Origin of the sequence: Paraglaciecola arctica, assembly GCF_018861065.1 — a bacterium.
Taxonomy (GTDB): domain Bacteria; phylum Pseudomonadota; class Gammaproteobacteria; order Enterobacterales; family Alteromonadaceae; genus Paraglaciecola; species Paraglaciecola arctica_B.
In genome coordinates, this window is record NZ_JAHKQO010000003.1 from 1 (window position 1) to 13,314 (window position 13,314).

Here is a 13,314-nt window from a genome sequence, read left to right on the forward strand (position 1 = left end):
TTTGTTAAAACAATATCGATAAAAAACGGCTCTATGAGCTAATGCTGTTCACTTAAGGTGAACAGCAGATTTTTTTGATGGAACACCAGCCAGTCTATTTAACATTGGATTCCCGATAAAAGCATTCGGGAATGACAAGTGGGAGGGGGATTACCGTCATTCCCGCAGTCTTTACTGCTATCGCTCACCCTCGTCATTCCGGCGGTCTTTTGGCCGGAATCCACTTTTATTGTTTTTACATCAATAATTTATCAATCGATTATTAAAAGTTTTCTTAACTGATCGGCATTAGGCCAAGTGCCCCTTTTGATGTGATGACTGAGTGACTTAGGTCATTTGTGTGATTACTCTGGCTGTTCAGTCACTGTCAGGCTGGGGTTGGCTAGATTATTAGCATCTAACTCAAAGACTAAATCAGCAGTGTTTTGAAGATTGATATACAGATTATCGTTTGAGCCCGGATACAAGGTCACAGCTGTATCTAGTTCAACTGTTGTATTGGCGCCTAAATTTGGACCGCCGCTGTCCCCCCAACCTTGATCGGCGATTTTGAAATTATAGCCGCCAGCAGAAATATTAAATACTCCGCGGTATATGCCATTGCCCTCATAGCTTAGCGGGGAGTTGATGCCCCAGCTGTTCATGTCTCCGCGCAACAAAGGCACATGGTTGCCATAAGGTGGGGGAATGGCATTAGGATCATCAGGAGTGATAGTTAAGATAGGGTTGTTGTTATCGGCCGCGTCTAAAACAAACTTGTAGCTGCCTTGTGCAATCAAACTCAAACTTAAATTGTTGCCACCATTGGTTAAGGTGGCTGCAGAGCCTACTGGCATGGTAAATCCTCCACCTAAGTTGACATCAGAAAAGTCCTGGTTTGCAATTTTAAATTGATAATCATCTTGTAAAAGGGTTGTGTCTAACTCGTAGGTGTCGTTACCTTGATAACTAAAAGGTAAAGATGTATCCCAGCCATTAAAATCACCACGCAAATAGATACTTTGTTCACCATAGGGCGGCAGAGCCGACAAACCATAACCTTGGGCACCATTTTGTGGTTTAACAAACACAGCCGTAGTTAACCCAGGTACGTTGAAGGTTCCAGCGTTAAATGTAGCAGATTGCACTGTAGTGTCGGCCGATTGCTGTTGCTCTTGATGTAACTCAAAACCCGTTGCGTTCGTCACGTTAATCGATTGGGAAGAGGCATTGCCGTTAATCAATACAACGATTGCGTCATTGTTACTGTCTAAATCTGTTAAACCCAAACCATCGTCAATACTCATAACTATCAAGCCTTGAATTTGCTGACTACCGGTATTGTGGAATTTAACCCTTTGAGCAATGTCTTGAGCGCTATTTAAGCGAAATAACTTACTGGCGCTGCGAATTTGTAAAAACTCTTTAAACAAAGTCGCTGATAGCTGAATATCAGAAGCCGCCACCTCAGTATTAGTGTTGGCACTAATCGGGCTGATATTACTCCAATTATTTTGATTGTCTTGCGCCAAAGGTAAGCCAATATTCCAGTTGTTGTTTACTTGGGTAAAATCAACACGGTTAAACCAGTCGCCTGCATCATAGGTATTTCTGTCCATAGACTTAGAGCGAATTAAGTCTGAACCCATATGTAAAAATGGAATGCCTTGGCTCAAAAGGGGGATTGATAAGGCTACGTTTTGAATACGTACTCGCGCTTGTACGCCTAAATTTGTAGGTAAAGCGTATTGCAATTTGTCCCATAATGTTTCGTTGTCATGTTTGGATATGTAGTTAACCGTGTCCGCAGGATCGATACTGTAGCCTGCAGGTTGACCATTCCACTGGTAGTCATAAGTGGATAGATAGCTATCACTGGCGGCAACAAATTGATAGCTACCCACATTACCTACGAGTCCAATACGGATCACATCTTGTTCGCTTATGCTTCCGCCAGTAAATAGTGCGGCATCACGAACCGCATCACGTTGGCGATCCGAATAAGTGCCAATTTCGGTGCCAGCCATGTTTAACTGTGAGGCTTGTTCAAATCGGCGGTTATTTGCGACTTCGCCAAAGTTCCAACCTTCACCGTAAAAGTAAGTATCGGGATCTACCGCACGTACTGCCTCTCGCGCGTCTATTATGGCTTGTCTTGGTATATGCCCCATTAAGTCGAAGCGAAACCCGTCAAAACCAAAATGCTCGGCAAAACTCACCAACGAATCATTCATGAGTTTCGCCATCATTTTGTGCTCGGTTGCGGTGTTCTCACAACAGGTAGAATTCTCGATTTGACCACTGGTTTCGTTTAAGCGCTGATAATAACCAGGCACCACTTTATCCAAAACCGAGTTGTCATAGAGGCCAGATGACGCTGTGTGGTTATAGACCACATCCAATACCACCCTTAACCCGATTTGATGCAAAGACTGGTTCATGGCCCGCATTTCTAAAATACGGCTCACACCATCAGAGTTGGTCGCGTAGCTACCTTCAGGCGCGGCAAAGTGCTGTGGGTCGTAACCCCAATTGAAGCCGTCCAAACTTCGCATCGAGTCAACTAGTGTTTGAGCATCGGTACTGGATGGATCGTAACTTTCCAAAATCTGTAATATGGTTGCTTGGTTATCTTCCACTTCACATATTGGTGCGGCGTTATTTAGTTGGCAAAGTTTGGCAACCGTATCAGTGACATCCACTCGAAGAGCGGTATCTTCTTGAATTGAAGCAATATCATTGGCCGGTAAAACATGAAAATGCGTTAAACCTGCTTGTTGTAAACCTTGTAAATGCTGCATGGGGGCAGAATTGAGCTCAGTAAAAGCCATGTATTTTCCACGATTCGCAGCACTGGTGCTGCTATCGAGAATACTAAAGTCACGGATATGCCCTTCGTAGATCACCGCATCTTCAGGGTCGGTGATAGTCGGTACAGTGTGGTCGTCCCAGTTGGCGGGTTTTAAGTCTAGATCTTCAAGGTGAACAAATTGACTATATCGACCATTGGTGGCCAAACTAACAGAATAGGGGTCGGTGGTAGTGAGTTCTTCTATTTGTTCGGTTAACGGATGATATGCAGTGATTTGGTAGCGATAAAAATGGCGATCTAATTCTAATTTTGAGCCAGTGTAAGACCATACTCCGCTAGTGTTATCCAAAGCCATTGGGTAACTAGCAAGGATTTGTTTGTTGCTGTCATAGACTTCAATATTGACAGCTTGGGCAGTAGGCGCCCACAGTGCTGCTGTTATATTGTCATTGTTGTATGTGACACCTAATGTTGCCTCATCGGCATCGTTTGCAGCAGAGGTATATAAACTATCTAATAGTCTGGGAAGTTGTACGCGAGTCGCTTCAACTAGCTCACCTTGTGCGTCAATCGCTACCGCCAATAATTGCTGTTTAGCCCATTGTTTAGCTTGCTCTGCACTGAGATTCAAAGTAAAGCCATTAAAGCCGTTAAGTTGTGGATCTTGGGCATACACGGCTGAGTCTACATTGGCCATGGTTAAGGGGATAAAGTTAGAAGCGTTTAATGTTTCATCATTGACGTTGGATAAACTGGCATCGGCAGAACTGTATAAACGGTATTCGACAGCATCACCTGATGTTAGCCACACTAAGGTATTGGTATTAATCCAATGTGCCTTTGCACCGTCAACTGTGAATGGGCGAGAGGCAAGGGGTTCATACCATAATTCTGGGTAACCATGAAAAGTGAAAGCTTCCTGGCCATTAACTGGCTCAAAGCTGCTGTTATTGTTGCCTAACGCTTTGTTATCACCCTTATGTAAAATAAAGTTATAACACGCAGCCCCTGGGTCAATGGTCAAAATATAATAAGCGCCGTAAACAGGGTGTTCACCATCAGCTGGATAAGGGTCTCCCCAGTTGGCAAAATGGCTACTGTCACTAGTTGGTGCGCTATAGTCACCACAGCCTTCACCGTTCCATAAATGTAAGCCCCAATCTTGGTAGTTGGCGTCTTCTCGTTGATAAAATATTGCAATTTGATTGTCAGCTAGTTGCAGCCCTGTGTTAGGCGCTGAATCAACTTCTATATCGGCCTGAAGGCGCATTTCCAAAGATAGTGACGCCCGAATCAAGCCCAGCTTCACTGTAAACTTGTGTGTAGCTCCCGCTGCTAGCTCGTTGATTTCTAAGTTAATAAAAGGTAAATCATGGTCTGTTCCACTGGCGTTCATAATTTGATGGCTGCTTGCATCAAATATCACCCGTAACGGCGCGCTGATCTCACTTCCGGTATTGGTGATCGTGACTATCGAGCTATATTGACGATTAACTCGGTCATAAACAGGTCGAGCAGAGTAGGCAAACTCCGCGTTGTCAGCATCTTGCCAAGTTGCTTGGGCGAAAGGCGCCAGTAACAGCAGTAGTAAGATAGTTAATTGGGTAAATAATTTCATATTAATGAGTCCTATTGGATTGCGCGCGCCTAGTAAATAGGGCAGCAGTGCTAAGTAGTAGCAAGGCTGTCAAGGGAGGAGCGGGGACGTCATGGGGAATGGCCGTAAGTGTTATGTTGTCGATTAACAAAGTTGAGGAAAACGAATCAGCAGTAAAACCTCCTTCTAGGTTAAAATCTAGAAACCAGCCTGTTTGATTATTCATACTGCTATCCAGCATCATCGAAAAGGTCCCCGCACCATAAGCACTAGTAGGGTCAATCAAAAAACCTAGTTCACCATCAGGACCGACCATTTCCCCCAAGTCATTGATAAAGTTTACGAAGAACCAATCGGCGTCGACCGATTCATTGTCAAAACCAGAAAAGTCCCAATCAAAACTCAACCAGAGTTGGCTATTGGCCGTGGCAGTTAAGTCGAGTGCCGCTGACAAGGTATTGGCTTCAAAGGCTGTTGCGCCGTTATTAAAATCGATATTAATTTCAGCCTGACATTCGCCTGCATTGTTGATGATATTAAAATCGCCGTTTTGCTCGGTATTCACCGTACCGTCAGTGTAGGTATCCCAACCGCTAAAGTTACAACTTTGAAATCCACCATTTGCAATCAGATTGGCCTGTGCATTTGTGGCGATCAGTAAGCACATTGTTGTTAGTATTTTTGCTACAGTTTTCACGATTAAGCCTTATTTTGTTAGAGAGAAAACACACTTACTCAACAGCTTGTTGACAAGTTATTTACATAAAACTTTAAAGTAAAAAAAATTTTTCAACCATTGAATTTACGGTCAAACGCCATGAATACGTATGCAGTTAATATTTGAGAAAACGATACAATGGCAAGGACATTGGTTAGTTTAACTTTACCCTGGCCGTAGCCTAAAAGTGCCAATATCACGACTTCAGTACGTATAATAAAGCATTAGTTTTTCTAATTTGAATAGTTCAAAAAATGTACGTTGAATAATATGATTTCTAACACTAGAATCCGCGCCCTATTTATCACAGTCGAATATGCATGTAGTTTTTGTTTTTGGCTCCTTGTATTACGTTAATTATTGAAGTTGTTACAAAAAAATGGACAAGTTAGAGTTTATACAAATACGCCGTTTTATCCTGAAACTGGGTAAAATGTTACACAAATATGGCTCTCCTTCTTTTCGGTTAGAAGCCTATTTAACTGAAATTGCGACTCATTTTGGGCTGCATGCATCTTTTAACTCTACCCCTACCACTTTAACTATAGTGTTGTGGAGTGACCAACACGAAGACGAGTATAATCACTCGGCGCGGATGCAGCCTGGTGAACTAGATATGAATTCTTTGTCTCGAACCGATGAATTGGCGCACCAGTTATTGTCGGGTGAGATATCCCTTTCAGAAGCCAATAAGCAATTGACCGAGATAGAAGCTATGCCGAGCCCTTATGGTAAAGGCCTCACAGGTGTCGCTTTTGGTATGTCCACTAGTGCGTTTTCAATGTTGATGGGAGCGGGATGGTCAGAAATTATTTGCTCCGGTCTTTTAGGAGGCATGGTTTATTTTTGGACTCTATGGGCACTGCGATCTAAACGAGTGAACTTGATGTTGGAGCCTGTGGCATCTTTTACGGTGGGATTTGCGGCCTGTGCTATTAATCATTATTCTGCCTCAGGCCTTAACATTTGGCTGGTTATTTTGTCGTCTCTTATAATATTGGTGCCGGGTTTGTCCTTAACCATGGGACTCGCGGAGTTATCTTCCCGCAACATGGTATCTGGAACAGTGAGAGTCATGGATGCCACCATGCAGTTATTTAAACTGTATTTTGGGGCATTTTTAGGTGTCAGTTTAGGTTATCAATTGTTTGGGCAACAAGAATTAGCGCTGGCCGCTACTTTGCCATTTTGGGTGAACTGGTTGGGAGTACTTATGCTAAGTATTGGTCTAGTCGCAATTTTTAGAACTCGTTTGAAACATGTACTTTGGGCAGTGGCTTCAACCTTTATCGCTTATGGTGCATCAACATGGAGTTCGGGTTTTCTAGAAAACGGACTGGGAGCCTTCGTTGGAGCATTTGCGCTAGGTGTGTTTGCTAATCTGTTTTCACGGATAGCCAATGCCCCTTCAACTATCGTTGCTATGCATGGTTTAATTGTATTGGTACCAGGTTCAAAAACCTATATCGGACTTAATTCTTTTATTTCTGGTCAAGATATTATCAAAGTTGACCATATCGGGCAGGAAACCTTTTTGATTCTGATGTCGCTGGTGGCAGGATTAATTTTTGCCAATGTTGTGATGCCAACCAGAAAAGCATTGTAGCGGGAGAATAATGTCTAAGTTACGTACATTTTTTGAAATTAGCAGTTACGGTATTTATGAGCATTGGGACGAGAAAAGTAAAAGCCTTCCCAAGATAAAAACCTTTACGACTAAAGTGCCTGCTGAACTAGAAGTCGAGTTTGGATTTATCCTCAAGGCTAAAAAATCAAAAGGAAAACGCTTAGACTGGACTATTTTTCACCCTGACGTGCCTGATGAAAATGGAGAAATTATGCCTCCATTTGAAGGAATAGTGTACGTTAGAAATAACGATTGGGAGTTTTATTTAGGCGATTCCATTTGGGCACCGATACACAACAAAGTGGGAGATTGGCGCATGGTAATAGAATGTGAAGGCAAAATAGTCGCACAGAAAACCTTTAGTGTGCTGACTGAGCACGGTGATGGCGAAATTCAATTTTGGAAAAAAAGAGGCTATTAAGAGCGAGTATTAACAGCCGCTGAAATATAACGAAATCATTTGTGCAAGTTTTCTAGGGCATTGAATAGGGTGCTAAGTTGGCTGTCGGCCACTAGGTTCACTGCGACGCTCTTCTGGCATATCCAAGACTTCTTCAGACTCAGGATGCATAGGTAAAACATTTTGTGATGTTCGCACCATGGCAACATAAAGACTTTCATGATCTTCAGGTTTTTCAACGATACGTGAGCGGATCAATTGCATTATCAACACTAGACTAAAAAAGCTTAGTATTATCAAATAATAAGCGGGTAGTGCGCCTGCACCCATGTATTCAAGGAAAAAACCTGCAATAGTCGGTCCAATAAATGAGCCTAGTCCGTAGATCATTAACAGACTACTCGATCCTGCTACTAAATGATCTTTATGTATTCTTTCCACAAGATGCACGACTGAAATCGGATAAATGGCTAATACTAAGCCGCAAAATAAAGCGGATAAGATGGTAATTAGACTCTGCTCCATGGGTAAATACTTGGCACAAATAGCCAATGACAATGCCAATAGGCTACCTAAAACAAAGGTGCCAAAAATTACCCGTCTTCGGTCCATACGATCAGACCATCGGCCAACTGGGTATTGGATCATCGCTCCGCCAAGTATCGAGAGTGAGATAAATGCTGCAAGTGCCTTATCTGAATAGCCTAACTCACTCACAAATAATGGAGTTAGCCCCCAAAAAGGCCCCATAATTAACCCCGAGACTAAACAACCTGTGACCGCAACTGGCGCTGCGTCAAATACTTTGAATACGCTCATTGAAGGCATATCTACCGCCATATGAGGTTGTTGTAGTCTAGTCCATGAAATTGGCATAACAGCAGCCGTTACCAGTAAGCTGGCTATTATGAACAAGGTGGAGCTGGTCACACTATCAATTAACAAAAGTTGCTGTGAGGCCGCTACTGCAACTAGATTGATCAAGGTGTAAATAGAAAACACCCGACTGCGATAGGCATCTTGGGTTTGCCCATTTAACCAACTTTCGACCACTGTATACATCGCAAACACACCAAACCCCGTGAAAAAACGAATAATCAGCCAAGCGTAGGGCGATATAAATAAGGTGTACACTAAAGTGCAACAGCCAAGCAGGGCGGTACAAAAAGTGAAACAGCGGATATGGCCCATGCGTTTGATCATTTTTGAAGATAACAAAGTGGCAACAAAGGCACCCAAAAAATACACTGAAGTCAGTACGCCTAAAAATTTACCTGAAAACTCCTCTGCTACTCCACGCAGTATCAACAGTGTAGTCAGTAAGCTGTTACCTAATAACAGTAAAAATATAGCCAAAAATAGGGCCATAATAGAAACAAGGATTGAACGCATGACGCTTCCAAAAATGGTTGGGTAAAGGGGGCGGGTGCAGTATGCCATGGCATTAATCTAAAACAATGGCTGTTAGCAACAAAAGTTAAAGCATTGTTTAAGTTTTTTAAAAGCAATTGGTTGTATAGGCATTACTACTAAATAACCGAATCGTAACGGTTAACTGGTATCATTCGAGTTAAGTTTTAATCGGTAAATTTTAAACCAATGAAAAATAATGTATCTCCTGAAGTAGCAGCAAGTGCCATGAAAATTGCTAAAGGCACCCAAAAAGTGGGTCAAACTAAAGCCCAAACTAAATTGATCGCTCAAGGAATTGAAAAGGGCGTTGCGGAGTATAAAAAGCAACAGGCTAAAAAGTTACGTGAGTTAGATAAACAAAGAAAACAAAAAGCCAAACAGCAACCGATGCAAAGTAGTAAACATGAAGAAGTGCAAAGTAAAGAACCACTCAAACCTCTTCCATGGATTTTATTAGGTTTAAGCTGGTTAGGTTTTGCCGTTTATATTTTTATTTAAACAGTAGGGGCGTTAACTATATCAAGGAATGTTGACGTTTCGTGTACAAAAGCCTAACGTTTGTATCATGCTAAATGCTAATAATCGAAACGCTTGCTAGAGGTAACAATAATTTGTCACTGTCAATACCTACTCAGTTTTTTGATATGTTGCCTCTACCCATTGTTGTAGTTAAAGTCGAAGAAGGGACGCTAAATCATCCTTTTGTTTATTTAAATTCCTGTTTTACGCAAATCATTGGTTGGAGCTTGGAAGAAATTCCAGATAAAGAGCATTGGTGGGCAACGGTATACCCCGAGCCACAATATCAAGAAGTAGTAAAACGGAATTGGGAAATAAGTGTAGAATCAACAGCAATCAATAACGATAGCTTTGTTATTATGACCACTAACATTACCACCAAGCACAATGGCATCAAAAGATTCAAAGTGTACACTGAAATCACAAGCGCGCTTTTGGAAGGTCATTATGTTGTAGCTTTCGAAGAAATCAGTGAATCAATATATTGATTAACCGTTCACATCCTTCAATTATAATTGAGTCTATAAACGCGGCACCAGCTACTAGTCAATTAACATTGGTTATCAACAGTCAACCGTAACAACTTCAATAGTACAATTTGGAGAACCAAAAGAGTCGTAAATTACATAACAACCTTGATCGGTTGGTGTACCTGAAGTAGGAACTTTGTAACCAATTAAGGTGTACTGATTGTCGACACGGGTTTCAAAATCATCTGAGATATCCAAAAAATCAAGCATATCTAATTGGTCGCCTCCTTCACCTTCACTCTCGGGGCATAGGTTACGCCAATCAATCTCAACACTTCCAAAGCCAAAATCGACAACGTAATCGGTTTGGATCCCACCGGGGTTTTCGGCCGACGTTCTTAGTCCTTTTAATCGGGCTTTCATTTGCACTAAATTGGTCGTTGACTCGAATTGTGCGCCTAGTGAGGTCATAACGGCTATTTTTGCATCGGAAGAGATATCAACAAATTTTGGAGCGGCGACAACGGCCAAAATACCCAAAATGACGATTACTATGATAAGTTCAATTAAAGTGAAGCCATTGTTTTTATTATATTTTTTCACAGTACTACCGTTTTATTATGCACTCTATACAAATACAACAACGCCAAGCTATATAAAGTGATTGCTTATGTTAGCAATATGTTGGGATTCTTTGATTTTATAAATTTTATCACAATAAATCAAAGGTTTATATTCAGAAATAAACAGAGTCTAATCTATTCAAAACAACTAATGAACCGAGATTGATTTTACTTTACAATCCTTGCCCTTATTTTTAGGTGACGAACGGCGGATATGGCAGCAATAGGTATAGATTATGGGACTTCGAACTCCGAGGTGGTATATTTTGATGGGCAGCAACATCAGTTTATTAAACTCGATCCTAGTTTAGAAGCCGCAAATAAAATCCGCTCATCAGTTTTTATTTATTATAAAGACGAACTTCCTAGACCTCCAATTCCCATGATTGAAGCAAAAATAGCGCAACTAAAACGTGCCATTTCTGACAAAATTGAAAAAGCCAAAGAAGGCTATTATCAAGCATCGGATCCTAAAGAACAAAGAATTCACAGCGCTAGAATAGACGAATTGCGCGCCGAATATCACAATTTGCCTGCATTGCAAGAACGCGCAATTGAACTGTTATTGGAAGACATGACAGTACAAGACTTACCTTTGCATCAACTGGTTGCAACAGGAGAGTTTGCCTTTGGAGAAGAAGGATTCAAACGTTATCTAAAAATGCCAGAAAAAGGTCGTCTGATTTATTCACCAAAGAATTTTTTAGGTGCCAATTTAGTGTCAGGTCAACAAGAAGCCTTTGTTGGATTGATTGCCAAACAATTAGCGTTTTTTCGTGAAAGCGCCGAGCTCCAAATAGGAGAAACCGTAGACTCCGCAGTAATAGGTCGTCCTGTGCGGTTTCATGGTACTAGAGGGAAAGAAGGGAATAGCCAAGCCATAGAAATAATGACTCAAGCCGCAAAAGCTGCAGGATTTACTAAAGTCGAATTTCTTGAAGAGCCAATTGCAGCAGCCTATAAAATTGAGCGCACCTTGGATAGGCATACTAACGTGTTGGTGGTGGATATAGGTGGCGGAACGACTGACATCTGTTGCATTAAGCTATCACCAGAAAAATTAGCGAATCTTGATCGGCAGCTAGACGTCATGTCGGTTACCGGTACTCGCCTAGGCGGAATGGAATGTGACAAAAACCTCATAACAAAGTCTATTGCGGTAACTATGGGGCATGGTATGTTAATGCGTAACGGTCTGCCCGTGCCTCCAGCTTATTATTCTGACATGTGTGCAGTTGATGATATTCCCAAGCTAAACAGATTTTTCTCGGAAGATTACTGGCTGGATATTGCCAATACTAAATCTTTGGTTAAAGAACCCAAGCTATTGGAACGATTACAAGTTGTTCAAGAAGAAAAACTTTCTGCGAGATTAGTCAATTCATCTCGCTTGGCGAAGGAGTTGCTATCTTCAAAAGACGAAATTATCTTGCCTTTGCATTATATCGAAGCTGACTATGACGTGAAGTTGAATGTTGATGAACTGAAGCGTTCCATGCAGTCTTGGTTAACTAGAGTGAAAAGTTTAGTCACTGAATGTTTGAAAAACAGTGCTGAAGCACCAGAGATGTTGTTCATAACAGGTGGTATGAGTTTGTCACCAATAGTCAAAAAAGAGTTATTAGAATTATTACCAGGTTTACCGGTAATGGAAGGTGATGCATTTAACTCTGTTTGTGAAGGGTTGGGAATTCAAGCTGCAAAATTTAAATAACCTAGCTTAAGTCATTGGGTTGCTACTCAGCCTAAGAAGTTTATCAGTTCATGCATCACTGCATAGACGTTTGGGAAATATTTTCCCACCCATATGGTGTTGAACTGATTTATCTCGTTCGCCCGAATTAATAAAGGTTTTAAGTTGCTCGTCGATTTGTTTTTTTGCATTGCGTAATTCTTTGCGGATGACAAATAATACATCGACTGAACTGATTGCATTAGGTGACTGATAAAATTCGCTATTACAAAATTTAGACGTCGTCATGATTGCTTTTGCATTGTGGTCGCTCATTATTGCAAAGTCACAACGTCCTTTGGCTAACATAAGTGCCATAGTGGTTTGAGTCGATGAATCCATACGCACTAAAGAATGGCTATCAAAATATTCCTGAAGAACCGGATAGATATAACTGTTGCGAGTGCAAATGAGTGCATTTTTATTCTGACTAGGGATAAATGGTTGAGAATAAGGTTTTGTAGCATACATAAAGCTGTTGTGGGGCATTAAAGCTCGACTGAAAAGATAATCTTCTGGTTGTTTTATCCATATCTATGAAGATAAAAATATATCCGCAAACCCACGAAATAAAAGTTGTTCACTTCTCGCCCGCTCTGATTCTAAATACTCTATTTTGAAGTGGCCGTTTTCTTCTAAGCTGTCAAAAAAGTCGACAACTACGCCTTGGTAATTGCCTGACACTTGGTCGTAATAGATGTAAGGAGCAGACCCCGGAGAGTTAATGGCAAATCTTATCGTTTGCGTTGTTGCATTGGCATGTGAAACCAAAATTAACAATAGGCTGAATAACCTAAAAACGCTTGTTCCCAATCTATTTATCACTGCCAAGTCCTTTTTTCGACAACTCTTAACTACAATTTATAACTACAACTTAATTGCATATGAAATGATGGTTAGAGGCTTTAATTGTAAAGTAAATCTTACTTGAATAATATGTCAACAAACGTCAGATAACTATTATTGTTGTAGTCAGCCAGCGAAACTTAGCATTGTTCCCAATTGGCATACTCCGTATGATTGAGGTCACAGACAATCTAGGTTAATTCAATTATGACAGACACTCTTTCGCTACCGGTCGAATTTATGGCACAAGTACAATCCACGCAAAAATTATGGGCATTGCAGGATCAATCTAGTGAAGGCTGGGTGGTGCTAGATTCAAGTGATTTTGAAAATGCCGATGTAATGCCATTGTGGTCAAGCAAAGAGTTGGCGAAAAGCCACTGCGTAGATGAATGGCAACAATATACACCAGAAGCTATTTCTATTGCTGATTGGCTAGAGTTTTGGGTTGAAGACCTGGCGCAAGATAATGTGTTGGTAGGTGTTGAATGGCGTGACGGATACGAACACTTGGAGCTTGAACTCGCTGAGTTTAGCCAGCAGTTGGCTAAAATTGAAGCGTTTTAGTTTTTAATACT

At 41.2% G+C, this 13,314-nt stretch carries 12 protein-coding genes; 6 read left to right on the forward strand and 6 right to left on the reverse strand.

What is annotated here, in order from left to right; genetic code table 11:
• Positions 1 to 344 precede the first annotated feature (344 nt).
• Positions 345 to 4,409 (reverse strand): pullulanase-type alpha-1,6-glucosidase, encoded by a 4,065-nt coding sequence (gene pulA / locus KO534_RS01230; RefSeq protein ID WP_215926365.1) that lies wholly within the window; start codon positions 4,407 to 4,409, stop codon positions 345 to 347.
• 1 nt (position 4,410) lies between these two features.
• Positions 4,411 to 5,085 (reverse strand): hypothetical protein, encoded by a 675-nt coding sequence (locus KO534_RS01235; protein ID WP_215926367.1) that lies wholly within the window; start codon positions 5,083 to 5,085, stop codon positions 4,411 to 4,413.
• A 400-nt stretch (positions 5,086 to 5,485) separates the two neighbouring features.
• Here KO534_RS01235 and KO534_RS01240 point away from each other — a divergent pair, with 400 nt between their 5' ends.
• Both KO534_RS01240 and KO534_RS01245 read left to right on the forward strand, forming a co-directional pair.
• Positions 5,486 to 6,712: a threonine/serine ThrE exporter family protein gene (locus tag KO534_RS01240; RefSeq protein ID WP_215926369.1), complete on the forward strand. Its 1,227-nt coding sequence runs from the start codon at positions 5,486 to 5,488 to the stop codon at positions 6,710 to 6,712.
• 10 nt (positions 6,713 to 6,722) lie between these two features.
• Positions 6,723 to 7,154 carry a DUF3859 domain-containing protein gene (locus tag KO534_RS01245; protein ID WP_215926371.1) on the forward strand — a complete coding sequence of 144 codons (432 nt, stop codon included), beginning with the start codon at positions 6,723 to 6,725 and terminating at the stop codon, positions 7,152 to 7,154.
• 72 nt (positions 7,155 to 7,226) lie between these two features.
• On the opposite strand, the gene KO534_RS01250 is transcribed toward KO534_RS01245, so the two are convergent.
• Positions 7,227 to 8,525, reverse strand: a complete 1,299-nt coding sequence (locus KO534_RS01250) for an MFS transporter (protein ID WP_215926373.1) — start codon at positions 8,523 to 8,525, stop codon at positions 7,227 to 7,229.
• 207 nt (positions 8,526 to 8,732) lie between these two features.
• Between KO534_RS01250 and KO534_RS01255 the strand changes: the two genes are divergently transcribed.
• Both KO534_RS01255 and KO534_RS01260 read left to right on the forward strand, forming a co-directional pair.
• Positions 8,733 to 9,044 carry a DUF2956 domain-containing protein gene (locus KO534_RS01255; RefSeq protein WP_215926375.1) on the forward strand — a complete coding sequence of 104 codons (312 nt, stop codon included), beginning with the start codon at positions 8,733 to 8,735 and terminating at the stop codon, positions 9,042 to 9,044.
• Between the two features lie 113 nt (positions 9,045 to 9,157).
• Positions 9,158 to 9,553 carry a hypothetical protein gene (locus KO534_RS01260; protein WP_215926377.1) on the forward strand — a complete coding sequence of 132 codons (396 nt, stop codon included), beginning with the start codon at positions 9,158 to 9,160 and terminating at the stop codon, positions 9,551 to 9,553.
• A gap of 75 nt (positions 9,554 to 9,628) precedes the next feature.
• Here KO534_RS01260 and KO534_RS01265 read toward each other — a convergent pair whose 3' ends face one another.
• Complete coding sequence (locus KO534_RS01265) at positions 9,629 to 10,138, reverse strand: prepilin-type N-terminal cleavage/methylation domain-containing protein (RefSeq protein ID WP_215926379.1); 510 nt, start codon at positions 10,136 to 10,138, stop codon at positions 9,629 to 9,631.
• Positions 10,139 to 10,372: 234 nt separating this feature from the next.
• Here KO534_RS01265 and KO534_RS01270 point away from each other — a divergent pair, with 234 nt between their 5' ends.
• A complete protein-coding gene (locus KO534_RS01270; RefSeq protein ID WP_215926381.1) occupies positions 10,373 to 11,872 on the forward strand; it encodes an Hsp70 family protein in 1,500 nt (499 codons plus the stop codon).
• A 48-nt stretch (positions 11,873 to 11,920) separates the two neighbouring features.
• Here the strand turns inward: KO534_RS01270 and KO534_RS01275 are convergent, their stop codons facing one another.
• The gene (locus KO534_RS01275; RefSeq protein ID WP_215926383.1) at positions 11,921 to 12,379 is read right to left on the reverse strand and encodes a transporter substrate-binding domain-containing protein; all 459 of its coding nucleotides are present in this window, start codon (positions 12,377 to 12,379) and stop codon (positions 11,921 to 11,923) included.
• Between the two features lie 45 nt (positions 12,380 to 12,424).
• Entirely contained in the window at positions 12,425 to 12,715 is a 291-nt protein-coding gene (locus tag KO534_RS01280) for a hypothetical protein (protein ID WP_215926385.1), read from the reverse strand.
• A 228-nt stretch (positions 12,716 to 12,943) separates the two neighbouring features.
• Between KO534_RS01280 and KO534_RS01285 the strand changes: the two genes are divergently transcribed.
• Complete coding sequence (locus tag KO534_RS01285) at positions 12,944 to 13,303, forward strand: DUF2750 domain-containing protein (protein WP_215926387.1); 360 nt, start codon at positions 12,944 to 12,946, stop codon at positions 13,301 to 13,303.
• The last annotated feature ends 11 nt before the right edge of the window (positions 13,304 to 13,314 follow it).